General features: G+C 39.8%; 22 protein-coding genes and 3 pseudogenes. 14 read left to right on the plus strand and 11 right to left on the minus strand.

Going from position 1 to position 20665, the window contains the following annotated elements; all coding sequences use genetic code 11:
* Positions 1–488 precede the first annotated feature (488 nt).
* From RM049_RS02595 to RM049_RS02620, 6 genes and pseudogenes are all read left to right on the plus strand, one after another.
* The gene (locus tag RM049_RS02595; protein ID WP_322675621.1) at positions 489–815 is read left to right on the plus strand and encodes a hypothetical protein; all 327 of its coding nucleotides are present in this window, start codon (positions 489–491) and stop codon (positions 813–815) included.
* Positions 816–890: 75 nt separating this feature from the next.
* The gene (locus tag RM049_RS02600) at positions 891–1439 is read left to right on the plus strand and encodes a GIY-YIG nuclease family protein (RefSeq protein WP_322703057.1); all 549 of its coding nucleotides are present in this window, start codon (positions 891–893) and stop codon (positions 1437–1439) included.
* Positions 1440–1487: 48 nt separating this feature from the next.
* Positions 1488–2948, plus strand: coding sequence for a protein kinase domain-containing protein (locus tag RM049_RS02605; RefSeq protein ID WP_322703058.1), 1461 nt, complete (start codon positions 1488–1490; stop codon positions 2946–2948).
* 683 nt (positions 2949–3631) lie between these two features.
* Positions 3632–3991, plus strand: a complete 360-nt coding sequence (locus RM049_RS02610) for a Mo-dependent nitrogenase C-terminal domain-containing protein (RefSeq protein WP_322675624.1) — start codon at positions 3632–3634, stop codon at positions 3989–3991.
* A 21-nt stretch (positions 3992–4012) separates the two neighbouring features.
* A pseudogene (locus RM049_RS02615) lies at positions 4013–4286 on the plus strand (cupin domain-containing protein).
* Between the two features lie 374 nt (positions 4287–4660).
* Positions 4661–5407, plus strand: coding sequence for a creatininase family protein (locus tag RM049_RS02620; RefSeq protein ID WP_322703059.1), 747 nt, complete (start codon positions 4661–4663; stop codon positions 5405–5407).
* Between the two features lie 79 nt (positions 5408–5486).
* Here the strand turns inward: RM049_RS02620 and RM049_RS02625 are convergent.
* A pseudogene (locus RM049_RS02625) lies at positions 5487–5647 on the minus strand (Uma2 family endonuclease); the annotation flags it as partial.
* A 175-nt stretch (positions 5648–5822) separates the two neighbouring features.
* On the opposite strand from RM049_RS02625, the gene RM049_RS02630 reads away from it, so the two are divergent.
* Positions 5823–6389 carry a hypothetical protein gene (locus RM049_RS02630; RefSeq protein ID WP_322703060.1) on the plus strand — a complete coding sequence of 189 codons (567 nt, stop codon included), beginning with the start codon at positions 5823–5825 and terminating at the stop codon, positions 6387–6389.
* A gap of 224 nt (positions 6390–6613) precedes the next feature.
* On the opposite strand, the gene RM049_RS02635 is transcribed toward RM049_RS02630, so the two are convergent.
* Positions 6614–6748, minus strand: a complete 135-nt coding sequence (locus tag RM049_RS02635; RefSeq protein ID WP_322703061.1) for a hypothetical protein — start codon at positions 6746–6748, stop codon at positions 6614–6616.
* Positions 6749–6864: 116 nt separating this feature from the next.
* Between RM049_RS02635 and RM049_RS02640 the strand changes: the two genes are divergently transcribed.
* Both RM049_RS02640 and RM049_RS02645 read left to right on the plus strand, forming a co-directional pair.
* Positions 6865–7179, plus strand: a complete 315-nt coding sequence (locus tag RM049_RS02640; protein WP_416212609.1) for a hypothetical protein — start codon at positions 6865–6867, stop codon at positions 7177–7179.
* Positions 7128–7313, plus strand: a complete 186-nt coding sequence (locus RM049_RS02645) for a hypothetical protein (RefSeq protein WP_322701940.1) — start codon at positions 7128–7130, stop codon at positions 7311–7313. The genes RM049_RS02640 and RM049_RS02645 overlap by 52 nt, the downstream gene beginning before the upstream one ends.
* Here the strand turns inward: RM049_RS02645 and RM049_RS02650 are convergent.
* From RM049_RS02650 to RM049_RS02660, 3 genes are all read right to left on the minus strand, one after another.
* The gene (locus RM049_RS02650) at positions 7293–7640 is read right to left on the minus strand and encodes a hypothetical protein (RefSeq protein ID WP_322675628.1); all 348 of its coding nucleotides are present in this window, start codon (positions 7638–7640) and stop codon (positions 7293–7295) included. The genes RM049_RS02645 and RM049_RS02650 overlap by 21 nt on opposite strands.
* A gap of 205 nt (positions 7641–7845) precedes the next feature.
* Positions 7846–8016, minus strand: a complete 171-nt coding sequence (locus RM049_RS02655) for a hypothetical protein (protein WP_322703063.1) — start codon at positions 8014–8016, stop codon at positions 7846–7848.
* Positions 8013–10721: an S-layer family protein gene (locus RM049_RS02660; RefSeq protein WP_322703064.1), complete on the minus strand. Its 2709-nt coding sequence runs from the start codon at positions 10719–10721 to the stop codon at positions 8013–8015. The genes RM049_RS02655 and RM049_RS02660 overlap by 4 nt, the downstream gene beginning before the upstream one ends.
* 614 nt (positions 10722–11335) lie before the next feature.
* Between RM049_RS02660 and RM049_RS02665 the strand changes: the two are divergent.
* Together RM049_RS02665 and RM049_RS02670 are read left to right on the plus strand one after the other, a co-directional pair.
* Positions 11336–11564: pseudogene (locus RM049_RS02665) on the plus strand (transposase); the annotation flags it as partial.
* Positions 11565–11669: 105 nt separating this feature from the next.
* Positions 11670–12227, plus strand: a complete 558-nt coding sequence (locus RM049_RS02670) for a hypothetical protein (RefSeq protein ID WP_322703065.1) — start codon at positions 11670–11672, stop codon at positions 12225–12227.
* Here the strand turns inward: RM049_RS02670 and RM049_RS02675 are convergent.
* Both RM049_RS02675 and RM049_RS02680 read right to left on the minus strand, forming a co-directional pair.
* Positions 12224–12754 carry a hypothetical protein gene (locus RM049_RS02675; protein WP_322691294.1) on the minus strand — a complete coding sequence of 177 codons (531 nt, stop codon included), beginning with the start codon at positions 12752–12754 and terminating at the stop codon, positions 12224–12226. The two genes, RM049_RS02670 and RM049_RS02675, sit on opposite strands and share 4 nt — an antisense overlap.
* Before the next feature lie 271 nt (positions 12755–13025).
* The gene (locus RM049_RS02680) at positions 13026–13631 is read right to left on the minus strand and encodes a DedA family protein (protein WP_322675350.1); all 606 of its coding nucleotides are present in this window, start codon (positions 13629–13631) and stop codon (positions 13026–13028) included.
* A 423-nt stretch (positions 13632–14054) separates the two neighbouring features.
* Between RM049_RS02680 and RM049_RS02685 the strand changes: the two genes are divergently transcribed.
* Complete coding sequence (locus tag RM049_RS02685) at positions 14055–15368, plus strand: cytochrome P450 (RefSeq protein ID WP_322703196.1); 1314 nt, start codon at positions 14055–14057, stop codon at positions 15366–15368.
* Between the two features lie 8 nt (positions 15369–15376).
* The gene (locus RM049_RS02690; protein WP_322703066.1) at positions 15377–16114 is read left to right on the plus strand and encodes a hypothetical protein; all 738 of its coding nucleotides are present in this window, start codon (positions 15377–15379) and stop codon (positions 16112–16114) included.
* On the opposite strand, the gene urtE is transcribed toward RM049_RS02690, so the two are convergent.
* Positions 16077–16775 carry an urea ABC transporter ATP-binding subunit UrtE gene (urtE, locus tag RM049_RS02695; protein ID WP_099101646.1) on the minus strand — a complete coding sequence of 233 codons (699 nt, stop codon included), beginning with the start codon at positions 16773–16775 and terminating at the stop codon, positions 16077–16079. The genes RM049_RS02690 and urtE overlap by 38 nt on opposite strands.
* 205 nt (positions 16776–16980) lie before the next feature.
* Here urtE and RM049_RS02700 point away from each other — a divergent pair, with 205 nt between their 5' ends.
* On the plus strand, positions 16981–17340 hold the full coding sequence (locus RM049_RS02700; RefSeq protein WP_322703067.1) for a VOC family protein: 360 nt from the start codon (positions 16981–16983) through the stop codon (positions 17338–17340).
* Between the two features lie 179 nt (positions 17341–17519).
* On the opposite strand, the gene RM049_RS02705 is transcribed toward RM049_RS02700, so the two are convergent.
* From RM049_RS02705 to RM049_RS02715, 3 genes are all read right to left on the minus strand, one after another.
* A complete protein-coding gene (locus RM049_RS02705) occupies positions 17520–18713 on the minus strand; it encodes a Coenzyme F420 hydrogenase/dehydrogenase, beta subunit C-terminal domain (protein ID WP_322684457.1) in 1194 nt (397 codons plus the stop codon).
* Positions 18714–18958: 245 nt separating this feature from the next.
* Positions 18959–19933 (minus strand): DNA polymerase III subunit delta', encoded by a 975-nt coding sequence (locus tag RM049_RS02710; RefSeq protein WP_322703197.1) that lies wholly within the window; start codon positions 19931–19933, stop codon positions 18959–18961.
* A 136-nt stretch (positions 19934–20069) separates the two neighbouring features.
* On the minus strand, positions 20070–20483 hold the full coding sequence (locus RM049_RS02715; protein WP_322675346.1) for a hypothetical protein: 414 nt from the start codon (positions 20481–20483) through the stop codon (positions 20070–20072).
* Positions 20484–20665 lie beyond the last annotated feature (182 nt).

Raw genomic sequence — 20665 nt, forward strand, 5'->3', positions numbered from 1 at the left:
TAGTTTAGGGGTTGCCCTACGCAAAAATAGCTCGATGCCAGGAACCATAATTTAATAAAAACCCCCAAGCTCTGATCTGAGCTTGGGGGTTTTTTGTTTAGATAAGCAATCTTCAAGTTTGGACTTGCCAGTATTTATCCCATATAGGTTTATATCATGTTCGGGTGATTACTTGTAATAAAATCTATCAATGCAGGTTAGGTTGTAACTTGCTTAAGAGTAAGAGTACGGCAGTGAAACCCAATATCAACAAGGATAAAATTTTGGGTTTCGTTCCTCAACCCAACCTACTACGCACAACGACATTAGACTCCTACTATAGATAATGAAGCGATCGCGTCACACTTAAAGGCTTTATTAACTCCAGCAATTTTTGCTCAACAAAAATATTATAATTTGAACAGATTTGGATAGCTGATGGCTCCCCATTAGAAGCTTTATTTCGGGCCTTGGTATTGTTTTCAAAAATCAAATCTATTAATAAAAAAATGCCCCTTAAAATCGTTCAGAACTTTGATGGCAGTTTTACTCTTGAAGCACAAGCTCAAGAAACTCTATTCAATTTATTGACAAGCGTTGCTTTCTTAAACCAAATTTGCCAACAGTTGGGGTGTAAGCAACTTAAATTTACAGAATTACTCTTCCAGCCAGTTCCTTACAGCTTAACTACCACTAAAGGAATGCCAGCAGAATTTGAAAAATATCATGAATCTGATGAGTATATCATCGTCAATGTACCACCCAATTTCATGTTCAGTGCCAAGATTTTTAAACCCAGCCGCCTTTGTGCAATTTACCAAAAGTTGAGTAATTAATAATTTTAAAGATAATTTTTTCCTAATTGGCAATTTTCAATTCTGAAGGCAAATAATAAGTTTGATATTTGATATATGGCTTCTGAAACAAATCTTTCTTCTTTGGCAACTTTAGAATACATTCCCTACATTGACGATCGCGGCCAATTACCCGAACAATTTCAGGGTAAAATTGGGGTATATGCTATCTTTGACCAAAAAAAAGTGCTGCAATTTGTAGGATATTCCCGTGATGTTTTTCTTAGCCTCAAGCAGCATTTAGTCCGTCAGCCACAGCAATGTTATTGGATTAAAGTTCAAACTATTGAACGTCCTAGTCGCGCAATTTTAGAAAATACTGAATATGCTTGGATTGCTGAAAATGGCAGTGTGCCTTGGGGTAATGGGGATCAAAAGGAAAAATGGACTCATCCTATTGATGTCAAAGTTGCAATGACAGCTGAAGAACAGGCAAAATATGAAGATCCAGCTAATGATGAATTAGCACAAATAAAAGTTCTTAAAAATGTGGCACGCAGAGTAGAAGCAGAAATTTCAACGCAATTGTTAGAAGTGCGCGGTTTGCAAATGCAAATTCGCTTCAATCCTAAATTGAAAGAAGAAGGTTTACTAGATTTGAAATGAAGGTAGTTTTGGGGAAAACTATCTTATGAATATCGCTTGTAATCTCCCATGACAATACAGCTGTTGAACGATCGCTATCAAGTTATCCGCACACTGGGTGCTGGTGGGTTTGGTGAAACCTATCTAGCTGAAGACACCTATATGCCTTCAAAGCGCCATTGTGTGGTTAAACAGCTAAGACCGATTCACAACAATCCCCAAATTTACCAGTTAGTACAAGAGAGGTTTCAACGCGAAGCAGCTATTTTAGAAGAACTCGGTGGCACAAATGACCAAATTCCGGCATTATATGCCTACTTCTCTTCTGGTGGACAATTTTACTTAGTTCAAGAATGGGTTGAAGGCGATACCTTAACTGCAAAAGTTCAGAAGCAGGGGCTATTTAGTGAAGGCGCTGTCCAGGAATTGTTTATGAATTTATTACCTGTCCTGGATTACGTTCACTCTAAGTATATCGTTCACCGCGATATTAAACCGGATAACATTATTGTGCGTCATCGGGATGGTAAACCAGTGCTGATTGATTTTGGTGCTGTGCGGGAGTCAATGGGAACAGTGGTGAATTCTCAAGGCAATCCTACCAGTTCGATTGTGATTGGTACACCTGGCTATATGCCCAGTGAACAAGCAGCAGGTAGACCAGTTTTTTCTAGTGATTTATACAGTTTAGGAATGACGGTAATTTATTTGCTGACTGGTAAACAGGCACAACAACTAGAAACGGATTCCCAGACGGGTGAAATTGTCTGGCGACAGTATGCTAGTCATATTAGCCCAATTATGGCAGGAGTGGTCGATACAGCGATCGCTTATCATCCACGCGATCGCTATCCCACAGCTAGAGCAATGCTGGATTCTTTGCAGAGCATAGCAAATCCAATTCCACCGACGCAACCCCTGTTAACTCAACCAACTGTAGTCTCTGCACCGCCACCTCAGACAGCACCTGTCAAACCACAGCCTAGCCCTCAAAGTAGTCATAGTCAGAATAATATTCTCATAGGCAGTTTGATTGCAGGTGGGTTAATTGGTGCATCTGTGATTATTAGTCAAGTGTTATCCAAATCTTCTCAACCTACAGCAGACAAAACGGTATTACCTTCAGAAACACCGTCAAATATTACAAGTCCAGTGATAGAAACTCCCACATTGACACCAACGACCCCATCTGTTCCAACTCAATCATCTTCCTCAACTACATCAATACCACCTGTTGATAGCACGACTCTCAACAATTATTTTTGGCTTTCTCAAAGACTTGTAACTGATGCAGATTTGGATGGTAAAAGCGGTTTTGAACTCGATATTATGCGAAATTCGATTTTTGCCAGTCATGGTCGCCGTTTTGAGAATATTGAATTGCAAAATTACTTTAATAACCAACTTTGGTATCGTCCTATATATTCACCAAAAACATTTCCAGTTAAATTGCTGACAAAATTAGAGCAACAGAATGTAGAATATATCAACAAATATCAGGTTAATACCGGGTTAAGATATTTTAAATAATTAAGTTTTTCATCATCAGCGAGTGAGGACTGAGGAGAATAGCCAATACTTTTCTACAAAGGCTGTGCTAACGGCTAAATCTCACAGTGAGTAGTTGGACAAAGTGGATTATAAAAACTGGAGAATTGTTCAGTACAAAAGCGTGCATATTTGTATAATCTCTTACGTTAGTTTTCGCTTATCAATCAATTTATCATTACTTATTAGATAATATTTAGGTTAGCTGGTGTAGCATATCAGACAAAATGAAGGATATTCAATAGCCTAAAATCGAAAGATATTAGGGGCTAATCCTACCGAAATGTATGTGGGGTCAGAACCAAACTGTGTTTGTGTGCCATAAACTACATCTTTAGATACTAGTCAGTTTCCGAACCAGGCATTTATATTTAATATATAAAATTGCTATTTTTCAGATTAGAAATCCATAAGTTAAAGAAATGCCATTTTTATATTTTCTTTGTTATTTTGTATTTAACGGGACAGTTCTTCATGATTTGGTGGGCTTAAATAACAATTAGTTAAACCATTTCTCTTCCCAAAGATGCATGTAAATTGTTTGTATTATGCTTACTTTGCTTCTTAATCTAGAAGCACAGTGCAAATTGGCTAAACATATTACATGGTGATATTGTCAATCGGCAAATAGTTCATATTCACGACGGTTAACCTTGCCTAAAACTATGCTTAAAACACAGAATCAACGTATTTTTCTGCCTGCTTTCATTAAACCTTTAGAAGAAAAAAATCAAACAGCTAGTAAAAAGCAATTTGCTCAACCAAAATTAGATTTACTGCAACCATTACGTCAATGGCTCGACAAAATTGAGATTCAGAATCGGAAATTAGCTAAATTTATTGCTAAATTAATTCCCGCCCAGTGTCCATTTGAGCGTGATGTCATGCTTTTTGGTCGCAAAATAGGACACATTCCGCCAATGTGTAAACTGAATCCGCTTTATAACGAACTTGTCTACTTGCGTTTTCGCGCTTTGTGTTATTTAGTAGATCAGTGTGGAGAAGATATTCAATCTTACTGCTGAATATAACGAGAAATAACTAATATGGAAATTAAAATTGAGCATCAACTTAAGACTTGAATATCTCAATAGATGAGGTGTATTTAAATGGGAAATTTTGAAAAAGGAAGTCTCCAAATTTCCTTGGAATTATGATTCTCAACAAACTTGCTATTTTTTGGAAGGTGACGTACTTGTTACTCCTGATGGCAGAAAACCAGTGCAAATGGGTAAAGGCGATTTAGTAATTTTTCCCGCTGGTATGTCCTGTACATGGGAAATTACAAGTAACGTAAAAAAGCATTATTACTTCGAGTAGTAAAAAATCAAAATTGAGCGATTTTTTTTCTTGATTATCCAGAAAAGCAAGATTTCATAAATCAATTTTGATTTCTATTATGGAAGCTTACCGACGAGTATTGTAGGATAAAATGGCAGAATCGGCAAATTGTTTATATCTATCTCTGTCAAAACTCGTTGCGACTCCATTACCTAAAAAATATTCGTAGAAATAGATCGTCTAATTCTCGCCAAATTTGGCAGTAAACAAAGATCCCCGACTTCGCAAAAGTTGTTGGGGATTTTGTGCGATCGCCAGCAGAGAAAATCCAGAGAGTTCATAATCGTATTAGTGGGAGTTTAGCAGCAAAATGTTTGATCCCACCGCAATTTTATTGAGGAAAATCATTAACAATGTTACTGCATTTAAGTACTTGGCAAGAAGTCGAAGCTTATTTACAGCAGTCAAAGGGGATTATTTTCCCTATTGGTTCTACAGAACAACACGGGCCAACAGGGTTAATTGGTACTGATGCTATTTGTGCAGAAGCGATCGCAGTTGGTGTGGGTAATGCAACCCAAGCGATCGTTGGCCCTACAATCAATGTGGGGATGGCACTACACCATACTGCCTTTCCTGGCTCAATCAGTCTGCGTCCCAGCACTTTAATTCAAGTAGTGCGAGATTATGTAACTTGTTTAGCCAAAGCTGGTTTTAGCAAGTTCTACTTTATTAACGGACACGGCGGTAATATTGCCACCCTGAAAGCTGCTTTTTCAGAAACTTATGCTCATCTAGAAGATTTGCAGATTGCCAATGCTCAACAGGTGCAATGTCAAGTGGCAAACTGGTTTATGTGCGGTTCTGTATATAAGCTAGCTAAAGAATTATATGGGGATCGAGAAGGTTCTCATGCAACGCCAAGTGAAGTAGCTCTCACCCAGTACGTTTATCCAGAGGCGATTAAGCAAGCACCCCTTTCACCAGAAGTTGCAAGCGGACATCGGATTTATAGCGCTGCTGACTTTCGAGTGCGTTATCCAGATGGACGTATGGGATCAAATCCAGCTTTAGCAACGCCAGAACATGGTAAGCAATTTTATGATTTGGCAGTTAAAGAACTTAGCAATGGATATTTGGAATTTGTGAACGCAGAATAAAACTCATGAAAAGACATTGTAGAGATGCGAGTAAAATCGTGTCTCTGCATCAAATATCTTGAGAATGATTATTAGACAAGTCACCAGCTTCGCCACTACTATAAGCGTGAGGTTCTCCTTCTGCGAAGATTTCGACAATTTCTCCATTGAGTAGTTCAACTTTGCGAGCGCTCAAAATGCCAGCATCAATTATGCGGTGATATTCGTCAATGGAGTCCACTTAGCAACTATCACACTCATGACAATTGACTCCTCCCAATAATTCTTAATATTTTTCCATTTTAAAGGCACTTCAGGTGTAATTCAGAATAAGTCGATTGATTGAAGATAAAGATATGCCAGAAAGCATGTGATAATACTGATACACAGGCTGAGGTAACAGCTTGGTAACTATAAAATAGTCGAGTATGCAATTATGTTAAGAGAAATTTCGTTAGTGTTGGCGCAGTCCGCCGTAGGCATCGCTACTTTTGTTATTCCCTTGACTGGCTACACCCATAGTCAAGTAACTGCTACCACCACTAATTATCAAATTTCTCAGAATCCTAACAATCAATCAACAGGAATAACTATTGAACGTCTAGGAATAGGTGGCGTAAAACTTTCTATGTCCGAAGCACAAGTCAGAAAAATTTTAGGTAAACCTGTAAAAGTAGAAAATGGCTTTATAGCTGCTATTGGTAAAGTTCGTACTCTGAAATATGCAGGCATAACAGTTGATTTAGATGAAGGTGCTAAACCAGGTAATTTTACCGTTTATCAAATCAAAGCAAATCGTTCTAAATATTCCACCATAGATGGAGTAAAAGTAGGTGACAAACAATCAAAAGTGATTAGAACCTATGGAAAAACTGAAATTTCCCAAAATGGTAAAGTTACTAATTTAAATTATATAGTTGAAAAACCCAGCCCTGGAGGTTTAAATTTTACTGTTGAAAAAGGCAAAATAACAGAAATTTTCTGTTTTTACGTGATGAATTAAGGAATTTTTTTAAGAGAAAAGCAATGCAATGTAAACCTCCTCACTTTATCTGGAGACATCCCACAATTCAGTTCAGGGCAAACCTCTTCAACCCAACCTATCCTATCACTTATTTTGCATAGCGAAGTGTTAAGTAGCCTCTGTTGAGAAAATAAAAACCTCTGCTGCTTGAGTCGGCCAAACAAATAGGTTTTGCTTGGCAATATCCAGGTCAATAGCAATACCTATAAAACGCGATCGCTCAAAATGCCAGCGCCAATCATCCGCTGATATTCGTCAATTGTCCACTTAGCAACTATCACAGTCATAACGATTGATTCCTCCCAAGAATTCTTTATATTCTCCGATTTTAAATACACTTCAGGTCTGATTCAGAATCAGTTGATTGGTAGAACTTCTATCAAAATATAAGAACTTTTTAGACCAGCAGCATTATGCTGAGAAGTTTGATTCTCGATCGAACCTTCACTCTAGCGTGTTGGAGGAATTTCTCTATTATCTGTTTAAAGATTTAGTCAGAGACTTTGGAGAAAATGCTCTCATCGGCAAATCACATACGTTCAAAGATATTTTTTTTGTGCCGCCAAAATACTCTGAGATGCTTAAGCGACCGTATGCACGTATTGAAAAGAAAGATCGTGACGTGATGATCTCACTTTTTCGCGTTGCTCCCGTATTCCTTCTGCCTCCTGCCCTCTGCCTTCTGCCTTTCTTGCTAAAACTACGGTATTTAATTATTTGCCTAGCTCAACTTTTATCGAACGTTGCGAACGTAGCGACCAAGGTCTGAGCCTTCTCAACCCTTATCAAGATTACCTCCTCAGTCGCTGGAATAGCGGTAACTACAACTTCACTCCCCTATTGAATGAGGTCGAGGAAATGCAAAGTATATTAGTTGCTAGCTTAAACAAACTCAAAGCTTGAATTTATTACTTCTACCCTTCCGACTTCTGCCTTCTGCCCTCTGCCTTCTGCCTTACCCCAACCTAGATCACCAAAAGTTGCCAAGAACCAATAGAGAACTTGGGGATTTTCGGTGACGTATTTGGCGAGGATGGCACTTTTGCCGCTACTGGGTGCGCCAATGATGGTAAAGTAACCGCGATCGTGAGACTGAATAAAATTATATATTGCGGTAAAGACGAAAGCACGACCAACAAAGTTTTGACTTTTTTTGAGAATGACTTGTTGAAATTCTGTTGGGTAAGAGGGGGAATTGATTGGCGTTGGCGGTCGAGGTGAAGTGTTCATACTTTTTAAACATTCTCCAACCACAAAAAATGCACGGCAAAACCCCACCTATCCCAATTTTTCAACATGAGTTTTTTTGCCTTCTGAATTAAATTTTAGTTTTTTTAATAAAAATCAATAGAAGAAGCAAACAGTTAACTTTTTTGTACCTTAAAGTCTTTAATTTTGAATTTTGAATTGTTAACTGGCATCTAAATTTATAACATTAATTAGAACATTCTCGACTCAATAGTAATTGCCCATTATTCAGCCGATATAGACCAGTCGGTTCGATAATCGGATCGCCTTTTTTCCAAGGACGGGATGTAGTTTCTACACCTCTGACCTCTCCAGTTGTGTAGGTAGAAACCGAAACACCAGGACGATTAGGACTCAAAGCACCAGACCCTGTAATAGTAAAAGAGTTTTCTTGCCGCTTGTGCCGCGTGAAATGCAACTATTGGCGATGAGTGCGTTGGTATCGATGACTGGAGGTAATTCGGTAAAGCTGTTTTGGATGGAACTGGTATCAAGTGCGTTAATGTTGATTGCACCTGCAATGCCTTGTTCAGAACTTGCAGTAATATCACTTTTCTCGGTTGGCTTTGGACGTGCTTCGATACCGAAGATACCTTGCGATTTAATTTCGACGTTTCCACCAGTTCCTGTGAAAGCATTGGCTGTGATGTCGCTGTTTCCTTCGGGGATGGCAATGATATATTTTGAATAGATATTGATGTTACCACCATTGCCACCTAATTGTGCTGTACCTGCGGTGGTCGAAATTCCGCTACCGCCACGCAATAGTAAAATATCGTTGACAGTTAAATTGATATTTCCACCATCACCAGAGTTGCTTGCTGCTGCAATAAATCCTTGGTTATCAAGTTTTATGGAACTAGAATCAATCTTAATATCTCCGGCTTTCCCTTCTCCCTCACTGCTCGTACTTACTCGTCCACCATTTGTTAAAAAGAAATCATTTGTGATTAGGTTAATATTACCACCATTGCCTATTGAACCTTTTTCGGTGTTAGCAAACAATCCGGTATCTGTTCCATCTAAGGCGATCTGGTCACAGATTTCTAAGTTAATATTTCCGGCTTGGGCATTCCCGGAGGTTGCAGTTGAGAATTGTGCGCCATTATTGGCTCTTAAGTTATTAGCGTTGACCTGAATATTACCCCCTTTACCAATGTTATTATTAGAAGCTGATATTTTCACGCCATCATTAATGTTTAAGTTTTGAGTGGTAATTTGAATATTACCTGCCTCACCTGTACCTGTACTTTCTACTGTTAATTTACCTTGACCTGCAATGTTAATAGTTTCTGGTGCTGCGAGAATTAAGTCGCCACCTTTACCACTGGCAGAAGTGGAAGCGGAAATAATGGAATTAGGGAAAAGGGTAATATCTAAATCGGGCTGGTTTTGGTAAGGATTAAGTTTTAATGTGCCTGCGGGTGTTTCTCCTTGGGTTTCAGCAAGAACACCAACAGTACCCGCTAGGTTTATTTTGGAGGCGTTTAAGGTGATGCTGCCACCACCTTGGGTATTAGTCGCTGTTTTAGTAGCAGTTGCAGTGATGCGAGCAGTATCGGATACGGTGAGGCTAGGAGTATTAACAATGATATCCCCGGCTTTACCTGCACCACTGGTTTCTACCGAGAGGATGGGAGTAAAGTCTTGGACACCAATACCAAGATTAACTTGATTGGGGGCGTTGATGGTGATTGTCCCGCCATCACCGCTGCCTTCGGTTGTGGCGGAGATTTTTCCATCATTGGCTACTGTTAAGGTAGGAGTATTGAGGGTGATGTCTCCGGCTTTTCCATCTGCTATCGTGGAAGCTGAGATTTCTGAAGCATCTGTAAGGACTAAGTTATTGGCATTAATTTGAATATTACCGGCTTTCCCCTCGCTGCTAGTATTACTTGTAATTTTTTTACTAATATCGTTGTTATTCAAGGTGACAGTACCAGGACTGGTGATAGTTATGTTTCCTGCGGGATCGCTGCCTCTGGTGTCACTTTCAATACGACTATTGTTAAAGGTGAGATTACCTGTACTGGTAACAGTTACATTCCCTGATTGACCTACTCCTCCGACATCTAGGATAATGTCTTGTGGATTTATATATCGATTCCTGATAGTTACCTGTTTACTGGTAATAATGTCAGTATTTGTCAGCGATAAGTCCCCAAAACCCTTAATTTGAACATCTCCAGATTTGGAGTTAGAAGACAGAGTTAAGATTTCTAAATCTGTAATTTGATTTTTAGCCGTTAAAGTAACGTTACCACCTTGTCCTGAAACTCCGTTTTTAGAAAGAGAAAATGAAGAAAAAACTGGTAACTCATACTCATTATTATATGGGTAATACTCATTAAATATATATCTGATGCCCTTAATATCGCCCTGTGCAGTCAGAGTAATATCCCCACCATTTCCTGCTGTGCCATAATTTAAAGATGAGAAGGAGTCGAGGGATCGAGTAAAGATATTGCCCTGTGCAGTCAGAGTAATATCCCCACCCTTTCCAGCTGCGCGATCATCATATGAAGAAAATGAGTCGGAGTTGAGGGATTGAGTAGAGATATTGCCCTGTGCAATCAGAGTAATATCCCCACCATTTCCCCTTACGCCAATATAAATATATGAATTTGAGGAGGAGTTAAGCAACTGAGTAGAGATATCGCCCTGTGTGGCAGTTAAAGTTATATTGCCTCCTTCCAGATCGCCGTCTCCAATATTAATATTACCTAATGTCAAACTCGCTCCAGAAATGCTAATATTTCTACCATTGGTTTTGATAGTGTCGGCGGTTGGCATCTGAAAATTACCAATTCCATCTCCATCAACATCAGCATTAAAAGTAACTTTACCACTACCATTAGCTAAATTTAAACTATTACCACTTAAAGTATTAATGGTAATATCATTTGTTGCCTGAAAAATAATATTAGTATTTCCAGACAGTCCTTCTAACGTAGATTTATAAATTGTTGCCCGACTATTCTCTGGTGTATTTTCAGCAATAGTTATATTTTTAGTATTTACGATCGCATTCTTGCATTCTTCAGGTATGAAAGCTGCACGCAAATAAGCAGAAAAGTTGGATGTGTAGCATGAGTATGTCGGATATTGTGTAACTCATCGGCAACAGTAAAACTACTGACCGCGTACCAATAAGGCGATGGAAGATTTATCCGAATACCTTTGCCTTAAATGAATAGGTGTAACACCTAGTAAAGCACGGCGGAAATAAACTGGCAAAAGCTTTTTTAATCTCTTTATTTCTAAAAAAATTGAGTACGTTTAAAAACATTCCCCTTATAAACACAGAGAGAAACAAAATTTTGCAAAATACTCTAATATGTGATATGGAGTTGCTTATACTGCGATCGCTAACCTAGATTAACCCATTAGCGATCGCCACTTTTTTCTCCGTCACTCTCAATGTACAAGTAGTTCTTGTCAACATTGCAACATTCCTCATCAACATTACAACATCTATAAGGAACATTGTAATATTTCTCATCAACATTACAATATTCCTTATCAATGCTGGAATATTTCTCATCAACATTAGAATATTTCTGTATAACCTATTTCCCAGTAAGACATATTTGCTGCACTCTTTAGGGAAGTTGCCGACACACTTGCTGAAATCCTTGAGGATTAATTTGCCACAACCAATAAACGAAGTTATCTAAGTTGATTCCGGTTATGACGTTGATAAAGAAAGCGCTTTCAGTTTAGCTGATGATTCAAGATCGTGTTGAAGTCATACGGCGTACTGAGCAATAATGGAAGGTTTTGCCCAGACGTTGAGTAGTAGAAAGAACATTTGGTTTGTTTAACCACTACCTTCGTCTCAGTAAAGTTTATGAACGTCTTACAGAAATGAGTGAAGCTGCCATATATACCGTTATGACTGATTAATTTTGTATTTCTCATTCCCAGCGATCGCTTTATCTGTTAAATGCGTAGTTTTATACTCAAACTGGGTATTACAAATAAATACTTTAGATGAAATAGGTTTTCAAGATGATTTTAAGCTTTAAAAATACCAGTGCTGTGTGTGCCGTATTTTTATTAGTCAGTGTCAGCAGTTTTCACAAGTCAGCCATAGCCAATATAAACAATCAGTCCCAAATAATAGCACAGCAGAGTAAAACTCAGCCAAACCCAGTTTTTAAATCTATTGTGCCTAAATTAAAGCAAAAAACTCAAATTCGGATTCTTTTACCGAAGTTTATTCCTGAGTCGGATGGCGAAAATCCAATTTACGCAACTATAGAAGCTGCTACGCAAAAAAAGTATGATATTTTACTGGCTTATAGTCCAGACTGTAATGGTGCTTCTGCCTGTCGTTTAGGCGTTGTTTCTGCTGAAGCCGTAACCCGCAAAACACCCAGCCTGACTGGGAAACGTGTATCCTTAGCTAAGGGAATTACTGGCTATTTTGTAGATTTTACTTGTGGTGCTGGTTGCTCAGATGCTACCTTGACTTGGAGACAACAAGGTGTGCAATATATTTTTGGATTGAAAGCAGGCGATCGCACTTCTTTAGTAAAAATGGCTAATTCTGCGATTAATCCCTAGCTAGCGTCATTTGATTGTACTTCCCAACGAAACAGCCGCGGCAATTGAGATACATCTATAGCGTAGTTAACAATCCACATCACCAATTCAAAAATCAATACATATCGTACCCACTGCAACTCGCTTGTAGAATCCAAAAGTGTCAAACCCTCATACAACTGCCAGAAGCGGTAAGGCAGATATATATAAGGAACCATCACCCAGACAACATTTTGCAACTGCCTGAGTGTCACTCTTTCTGAAATGATTTGCAACCCTAAAACGATAAAATACCAAGCAAGCACAGTTAACACCGTGCGATCGCCCCACCATACACCCCACAATAACATGACCACTAAGGGCGGCACTATTGCTAGCAGTTGCACCGAGCCAAACCAGATTTTATACCAACCGGGAAATGGTAAAGGTAGAGTATAAGGCTTTGTGTTTTTCCACCCCCAGTTCACAACTACAATAAAAAGTGTGGCAATAAGGAAAAAGAGGAGATTTTCTAGGAACAGATACAGGTTGATGTTTAAGGAAGTCATGAGGGTATTATCAAACTCTGATGTTTGTGTGTCAAGTCGCTTTGCTCCAATTCGTAATTCGTAATTCGTAATTCGTAATTGTTACCCCATCCATGAATGGAGAGGCTTGAAAAAGGAATAAACTTTTTCTTTTTCATAATTAAAATTAGGAGCTTGTACCCTCAATCTCATTAATTAATAATTCCTAATTCATAAATTTTTAACTACGAATTATGAATTATGAATTACGAATTATTCGGTCATTATATCTACACAAAATACCAAATATATTTCAACTTTTGTTTGCTCTATTTTCTTGTACGAAATGAAGAATCGATGGTACTAAAGAAATAACTATAATTAATCCAATAATTGGTAACAAATACTTATCTACCTGTTCAGGTGGCAGAGATTTTCCTAAGAAAAACCCTAATAGGGTAATGCCGAATGTCCAAAGAAAACCACCAATTAAGTTGTAAGACATAAATGTGCGATAATGCATTGCACCAATCCCAGCCACGATGGGCGCGAAAGTGCGTACAATGGGTAAAAAGCGTGCCAAGACAATCGTTTTTTTACCGTGCTGGTGATAAAAGTTCTGAGTTTTCACAAGATGTTTTTTATGAAACAGCCATGAATCTTCCTTATTAAATAATCTTCTGCCAAATTTATGCCCAGTCACATAGCCAACATTGTCACCTAAGACTGCACAAATAAAAGCACCAATTATCAGAACCCAAATGTTCAATAAATTCTGAGATGCGACAAATCCAGCAGTGAACAATAAGCTATCCCCAGGCAGAAAAAAACCAATCAACAAGCCAGATTCAGCAAAGACAATCGCCCAGACCCCAAAGTAGCCAAGTGATTTAATCAGTTGTGGCAAATCCAGATGCATAGAATTTTTACTTTTCTTTCAATAGATCCACAACATCTTAACGTTCAGCAATTTTATTGAATAAAAAGTAATATTAAATTTCTGTAAATTTATTATGTAATCTGAAGAAATGTAATGACAGATGACAGGTTTTGAGTTATTGGTGCAAGAAACAAAGACATTTGAAAGTATAGCAAAAGCCTTAGTCATTAGGACATCAACAGATGATAAAACTTAGATATAAAAAGACTTTTCACCCAGTCCCCATTACCCCTTATCCCCTTCAGGGGCCCCACCATCCTCAGTCCCCAGTCCCCAGTCCCCAGTCCCCAGTCCCTTACTATACTAAGAATATTTTGGGGTACTGCGATGCCTACGGCGAGCTTTGCTAACGCAGCAGAGTTGGAATATCGTGTTAACTTTTTTATAGCTACCCTTAGAGATATGAAAAGTCAGCAATTTCCTCCTGGAAGCTTTGGTATACCTGTATTAGGTGAAACACCCTCCTTTATTTTCGACCGCGATTTTGCTAAAAAGCGCTATCGCCAGTATGGGCCCATCTTCAAAACTCATCTTCTTGGCAGACCGACTGTAGTGATGGTCGGGCCGGAAGCATTAGAGTTGGTTTTGTCAAGCCAAATGGAGAAATTTTCTTGGCGCGAGGGATGGCCTGATAATTTCAAGACATTACTGGGTGAATCACTTTTTCTGCAAGATGGAGAAGAACACCGCAGAAACCGTCGCTTGATGATGCCAGCATTGCATGGCCCAGCATTGGCGAATTATGTCTCCACAATGGAAGATATTACACGTAGTTATCTGCAAAAGTGGGAGAAGCAGCAGGAATTTACTTGGTTCCAAGAATTTAAACAGCTGACGTTTGATATTGCCAGTCAATTGTTGTTGGGTACGCGTCCTGGCCCTGAATGTGTGCGTTTTAGCAAATTGTTTGCAGCCATGACAAATGGACTGTTTGCGATTAATCCGTTGCCCTTGCCATTTACAACATTTGGTAAAGCTATAGCTGCTCGCAATCAGATTTTAGAGCATCTAACTGAAGTTGTTAGAGAACGTCAGCAAAATCCGACAAAAGATGCTCTGAGTTTATTAGTGCAAGCCCAAGATGAAGAAGGGAACCGGATGAGTGAAAAAGAACTCATCGCTCAGGCGTTACTATTACTATTTGCTGGACATGAAACTACTACTTCGATGCTGACTTGGTTGTGTGTAGAGTTAGCCCGTCATCCAGAAGTACTCGAAAAAGCAAGAGTTGAACAATTGCAACTTGCAAGTAAAGGTAATTTGGATTTAGAACAATTAGGGAAAATGCCCTATTTAGAACAGGTTTTGTGGGAAGTTGAAAGATTGCATCAACCTGTCGGAGGCGGGTTTCGTGGTGTGATTAAAGACTTTGAGTTTAAAGGTTATCACGTTCCTGCTGGTTGGCAGTTATACTATTCAATTGGAGTTACTCACCGAATTGAAGAAATTTATTCTGAACCAGACCGATTTGAACCAGACCGTTTCAGTCCCCAGCGCCAAGAAAACAAAAAGTATCCTTTTAGTTTAGTTGGTTTTGGCGGTGGGCCGCGCATCTGTATTGGCCTAGCCTTTGCCAAAATGGAAATGAAGATTGTTGCTGCTCATCTTCTACGCAATTATCATTGGGAGATATTACCCAATCAAAGTTTAGAGGAAGTTGTAGTTCCCACTAATCGCCCGAAAGATGGATTGCGGGTTAGATTTCAACCTCGGTAAAATGTTTTATGACATCCCAAATAAACATACATTTGCCTAACGGAGTTTTACAACGCTTGCAAAGTGTGAAAGATTTTGTGGGCGGGGGCGTTAACTCTCTAAGTAACTCAGCGCAACAAGCTGGTGAGTCTTTGAAGACAACAGCCACTACTACAACTGATAGAGCAATTGATACAGTCACAACAAGTTTAGAGCAAACTTGGCAAACTGCTGATAAATTTAAGAGTACAACATCGGGCGCAGTTAAAGATGTGATCGCATCTTCTGTAAGTGATTGGTTGACACAACACCCGATATTTTTTCGGTTAGTTCAAATACTAGGTTGGGGAGCTAATCACCCAATTATTAGTGTAGTAATTTTGCTGTTTGCACTTGCTCTACTTTGGAGCATCATCAAAGCAATTGTCCGCTTAATTGAAACAGCTAGTTGGTCAATACTCAAAGTTCCATTAAAATTGCTTCAGGCTTTGATTAAAGTTAGTTTTTTATCCTTAACTAAAGTTGGAAATTTTGCCGTTCAAAGAATCACAAGTACCAAAACAACTGATAATCCGCCTTTACTACCTGAAAGTTTTCAACCAAATAAACAACAACGATTAGCAGAAATTTCTAGTCGTTTGGAAGCAATTCAAAAGGAACAACATCAGCTTTTACAAGAAGCGGCAGACTTGATTGCTGCCGACACAATTGATATAGAAGTATCAAAAATTAAACAGCTAAAAAGCGCTGAATCACATCTTGGCTAAGTTCGGTGGTGGAACCGGAGGCGACAATACCACCTTTTTGCATAGCGTAATAGTAATCCGCCTGACGGACAAAGTGTAAATGTTGCTCTACTAATAACACCGAAATACCTGTGGTTTCAACGATACGACGGACTGCGGCTTCAATTTCTAGGATGATGGAGGGTTGAATACCTTCGGTGGGTTCATCTAAAACAAGTAATTGAGGTTCTCCCATTAAAGCACGTGCGATCGCTAATTGTTGCTGCTGTCCTCCGCTTAAATCACCACCCATCCGCGAAAGCATGGTTTTTAACACCGGAAATAAACTAAAAACTTCCTCTGAAATTTCTGCTTTTTTTACTGGTTTGCGTCTAGCTTCCAACCCCAGCAGTAGATTTTCTTTAACTGTCAACCGAGGGATAATCTCTCGTCCTTGGGGGACATAACCAATTCCCAACTTTGCCCTTTGGTCTGGGGATTTGGAGTTGATTAATTCTTCAGCTAAATTAATAGTACCGCTGCGGGGTTTGAGTAAACCCATGATAGTTTTGAGTAAGGTAGTTTTTCCGACACCATTGCGTCCAATTAGGCAAACCATTTGCCCAGATGGTACGCTCAAATCTACGTTGCGGAGAATATGGCTTTCGCCGTAATAAACGTTAAGGTTAGAAATTTTGAGCATATAAAGAACTTTTAACTGTTTAGTTTTGATATCAAGTCTCTAATTGGCGATTCCTCTGTTAATAAATATCTGGTTAACTCCTTATGATAGCTGATTGCAAATGCAATTAATGATATTTTAGATGATGCTTTAGCTCATCGAAAGAGTTCAAACTACGCCAAAATCTAAATAAACGCGATCGCATCTTACTAACATCTTATTAACAATGCAGATTACTCAAAGTCTCCATACAGCGATTCTTGTGACTGACTTAGAACGCTCTGAACATTTTTATGGCAAAGTATTGGGATTATCCAAAATAGATCGTTCTCTAAACTACCCTGGTGCATGGTATCAAGTCGGTGACTATCAAATTCACCTGATAGTTGCAACCACTGTCCCCACGGAAAACCCAAACGAAAAATGGGGACGTAATCCCCACGTCGCCTTCACTGTAACTGACTTAAACGCCGCCAAACAGGAATTCCTCAATCAGAATTATCCCATTCAAGCTAGCGCCTCCGGTCGTGCTGCCCTGTTCACTCAAGACCCGGATGGGAATATTATCGAGTTGAGTCAGCAGTGAGAGGGAGCAGGGGAGCAGGGGAAGCAAGGGGACAAGGGGACAAGGGGACAAGGTGACAAGGTGACAAAAGTTTAGAACTTACAACAAGTCTTTCCCCTTGTCCCCAATTCTCCTTGTCTCCAAGTCCTCTTTCCAATGCCCAATGCCCAATGCCCAATCCCCAGTCCCCAATCCCTCTTTTATTCTGGTAATTTATATTGCCCAACAATACGCTTGGCAAACTCTGGAACGTGCGCTTCTAATTTCTCTGGATGATTGCGCTTTACATACAAATAATTCCGGGTAAAGTGAGAATCAATGGAAAATCGTGCGTATTCTAGACCCTTGGGGCCGATTTTTTCGATTACCACACCCATCAGTTTTGCTGCCCACATCGGCAGGGTAACGCCTTTATCGTAAGCGGGAATACTTTGTTGTACGGCTTCTTTGCGGTTGCCTTTAGACGTTACTGGCTGAGTATCTAACTGGTCTTTTACTAAATCCAGCATTTCCTTACCTGTGTCATTTCTAACTACAATCCATTGCCAGCCGAAGGGTGCGCCCATGTAACCAACAACTAAGTCGGCTAGGGAGTTGACGTAATCAAAGCAACTCATACAGGATGGGGCAAAGACATCTTTGAGTTGGTTAGTCTTCAAGCCAAAGAAAGGCACTGTTTCTGATGATCCATCTTCATGTTTGAAGTGAACCCGGAAGTCTTGCATAAATTCGTAATGCACAACTGTGTCAGGCGATCGGCTGGTGGTTTCTAAGAATTTTTGCAGTCCGGCGCGGTTAACATTATCTACGCAGGGCGTACCCAAAACATACAGCTTTTCTAAACCAAGTTGTTTTTCTACGGCTCGTAATGCCTGAATTTGGCAACCAACACCAATTACCAACAGCCGCTTCATTCCCGATTTTTCCACCTGTTCTAATATGGAAAGGTTCGGGGAAAGTGTTGGTTTATTTACCCGTGCTGCTAGTATTTCTTCTGGGGTACGGGCGATGACAGGCATGGGTTGAAAGCGGTCTTCTTTGGTGTTTTGCACGCAGACGACACCTTCAACTAAGCCGCGATTGAGCATTTCAATGGCAATGCTGCTAACAATACCCGTCCATTGTGCGCCTTCGATGGGCTGCTGTTTCTTGGCCGCTATCATGTCTTGATGAACACCAAAGTAGAGTTCATCGGGGTTTTCGAGATGGCGCGATCGCGTGTGTGTTTCTTCTTCAAGTTCGCCTATTTGCTGATTAATAAAAGCGCAAGCTTCCTTGACATAGTGAATATAATATGTATCGCATAGTCCGCACTCGCTACAGAGTTCTTTCGCAGGGCGGCGGCTAGTAGGTTTTAAGGCTCTGGCTTTTTTGTGAGGAGAAACTGAGGTCATATAAACTTTTTGTTTTATCCAGGAATCGCTTTTATTACAATACCTTCACTCGCTATGAACTTGACGATAGAGGATGAACAAGACATTGTAATATTTTGAAACGCAGAGGGACGCAAAGTAAACGCATAGGCGCTTCGCCTTCCCGCAGGGTAGGAACGCAGAGTTTTTACCTAATTTATTTTGCTACGAATTAATTAAATATTGTACTGAGGCTTTGATGAGGAACTATAGAAATACAATCGCACTCAGCGATGAGTATAAGAAATAGAATTTGATTTTTGATACACAGATAAAAGCAGACATTCCCAAACTAGCCGTGGTTGAGCGTAAGCAAGCAAGTATTTTCGAGATTGTTCTAGCTGGTTAATGATACTAGGTTGATGCCACTGCTGCCAGTAAAATTGCTGAAGATAATCAATTAACCACAGTTGTGCTTCTGTATCTAAATCCTTATCAATTGTCTTGGCTAACTCTAAGGCGTTACGGTAAGATTTAGGCGCTTTTTTCAAGTCTTCGAGTAACTCATCGGGAATATCTTGTAATTGCTTGTAAGATGCGATCGCACTTCCCGCACTACCAGCTGCTATGCTCAATACTGCCTGATTTTGCAAAATTTCCTGATGCCCTGTTTGTGTGAGTACAACAGCTAAAGACTGTGCATTTAAGCGATAAAAAGGAATGCGTTGACAGCGTGATACCAAAGTCGGCAACACAGATTCAAGTGTCGGTGCAATTAAAATTAATGTCGCCTGTCCCGGTTCTTCCAAGGTTTTAAGTAAAGCATTGGCTGCGGCTTCTGCCATTGTTTGCGCTTCTTCCACCACTACCACATTTCTCGGCGCTTCTAAGGGCGGACGACCTAAAAACTCGGTAATTCCCCGAATTTGCTCTAGTCGAATTACAGGTGATCCCTTAAGCTTGAGTCCTTTTTCAGCTGCTTCTGCTGCTGTTAATCGTTGTCCCTGGTATTGGTACGTTGGTTCCACCCACAATAAAGCTGGATGGTTCCCCTGACGCAAACGGTTTTGTAAAGATGCAGTAACTCCCATCCCATTAGAAAATAGCAATTCCACAAAGCATCTGGCTGCTAAACTCCTGCCTACACCATCTGGCCCCACAAATAAGTAGGCTGGAGGAACCCGGTTTTGTCTGACAGCCTGAGTGAGTAATTCTATAGCTTGCTGTTGTCCGATAACTGGTGCAAATGGATCGTTAGTCATTAATCGACGTGACAGGACAATCGATATGCCATAAAGCCAAAATACCTCAGCCTTTGGTGGCAGTTGGTTGATGAGTGCCCAAGTGCTGAGTACAATTCTTACTTTTGTACTCAGCACTGTTTGGGTAAATTAGCAATCAAACCTTAGACGTGAGAAATTTGGATATCTCTGCGTGTGCCAACACAGCACCAGGTTCGCGCTGGAGAGCGTTGTAATACTTTCTCTCAAAGGTATTACCGGTCTCTAACGGTACAATGAGTGTACGGGCATCAGCAATCAATTTTTGGAAATCGTCCAACAATATCGGTTCATCTGCTTGGAGCATTTCATCAACTTGCACAACCATCTCAGAAATGCGATGTAGCCAAGCAAATTGTTCGTGAGCGATAACTAGCTGAAGAAGTTCTGCACTTGATACTCGTCCGCTAATCTGTTCGTAGGCAATGCGTTCTGTCTCCAGCAACATCTTGTGAAGGTGGAGTAATTTGTTTCGTAAATCACGCAGATATTGATGCTGACGTATTCTTTCTGTAAGTGTGTTAGAAGTCAATGTTACTTATCCTCTCGTTACAATAGTCTTCAATGGCTTAAGTAATTTCTAAGCATTGAGAATTGGGTATTGGGATTGGGGAAGAAGTGACAGATAACAGGTGATAGGGAATAATCTGTACCCTGTAACCTTTAATCCTATTCCCTTCTTCTCCCCCATGCCCTGGTGAATGGAGTTTTTTA

Origin of the sequence: Nostoc sp. DedQUE04 (genome assembly GCF_034530995.1) — a bacterium.
GTDB lineage: Bacteria > Cyanobacteriota > Cyanobacteriia > Cyanobacteriales > Nostocaceae > Nostoc.

Bases quoted from the DNA above. Each gene is read 5' to 3' on its own strand.
- RM049_RS02595 (WP_322675621.1), top strand. From the start codon at position 489: ATGCCCCTTAAAATCGTTCAGAACTTTGATGGCAGTTTTACTCTTGAA.
- RM049_RS02600 (WP_322703057.1), top strand. From the start codon at position 891: ATGGCTTCTGAAACAAATCTTTCTTCTTTGGCAACTTTAGAATACATT.
- RM049_RS02605 (WP_322703058.1), top strand. From the start codon at position 1,488: ATGACAATACAGCTGTTGAACGATCGCTATCAAGTTATCCGCACACTG.
- RM049_RS02610 (WP_322675624.1), top strand. From the start codon at position 3,632: ATGCTTAAAACACAGAATCAACGTATTTTTCTGCCTGCTTTCATTAAA.
- RM049_RS02620 (WP_322703059.1), top strand. From the start codon at position 4,661: ATGTTACTGCATTTAAGTACTTGGCAAGAAGTCGAAGCTTATTTACAG.
- RM049_RS02630 (WP_322703060.1), top strand. From the start codon at position 5,823: ATGTTAAGAGAAATTTCGTTAGTGTTGGCGCAGTCCGCCGTAGGCATC.
- RM049_RS02650 (WP_322675628.1), bottom strand. From the start codon at position 7,640: ATGAACACTTCACCTCGACCGCCAACGCCAATCAATTCCCCCTCTTAC.
- RM049_RS02670 (WP_322703065.1), top strand. From the start codon at position 11,670: ATGATTTTAAGCTTTAAAAATACCAGTGCTGTGTGTGCCGTATTTTTA.
- RM049_RS02675 (WP_322691294.1), bottom strand. From the start codon at position 12,754: ATGACTTCCTTAAACATCAACCTGTATCTGTTCCTAGAAAATCTCCTC.
- RM049_RS02680 (WP_322675350.1), bottom strand. From the start codon at position 13,631: ATGCATCTGGATTTGCCACAACTGATTAAATCACTTGGCTACTTTGGG.
- RM049_RS02685 (WP_322703196.1), top strand. From the start codon at position 14,055: ATGAAAAGTCAGCAATTTCCTCCTGGAAGCTTTGGTATACCTGTATTA.
- RM049_RS02690 (WP_322703066.1), top strand. From the start codon at position 15,377: ATGACATCCCAAATAAACATACATTTGCCTAACGGAGTTTTACAACGC.
- urtE (WP_099101646.1), bottom strand. From the start codon at position 16,775: ATGCTCAAAATTTCTAACCTTAACGTTTATTACGGCGAAAGCCATATT.
- RM049_RS02700 (WP_322703067.1), top strand. From the start codon at position 16,981: ATGCAGATTACTCAAAGTCTCCATACAGCGATTCTTGTGACTGACTTA.
- RM049_RS02705 (WP_322684457.1), bottom strand. From the start codon at position 18,713: ATGACCTCAGTTTCTCCTCACAAAAAAGCCAGAGCCTTAAAACCTACT.
- RM049_RS02710 (WP_322703197.1), bottom strand. From the start codon at position 19,933: ATGACTAACGATCCATTTGCACCAGTTATCGGACAACAGCAAGCTATA.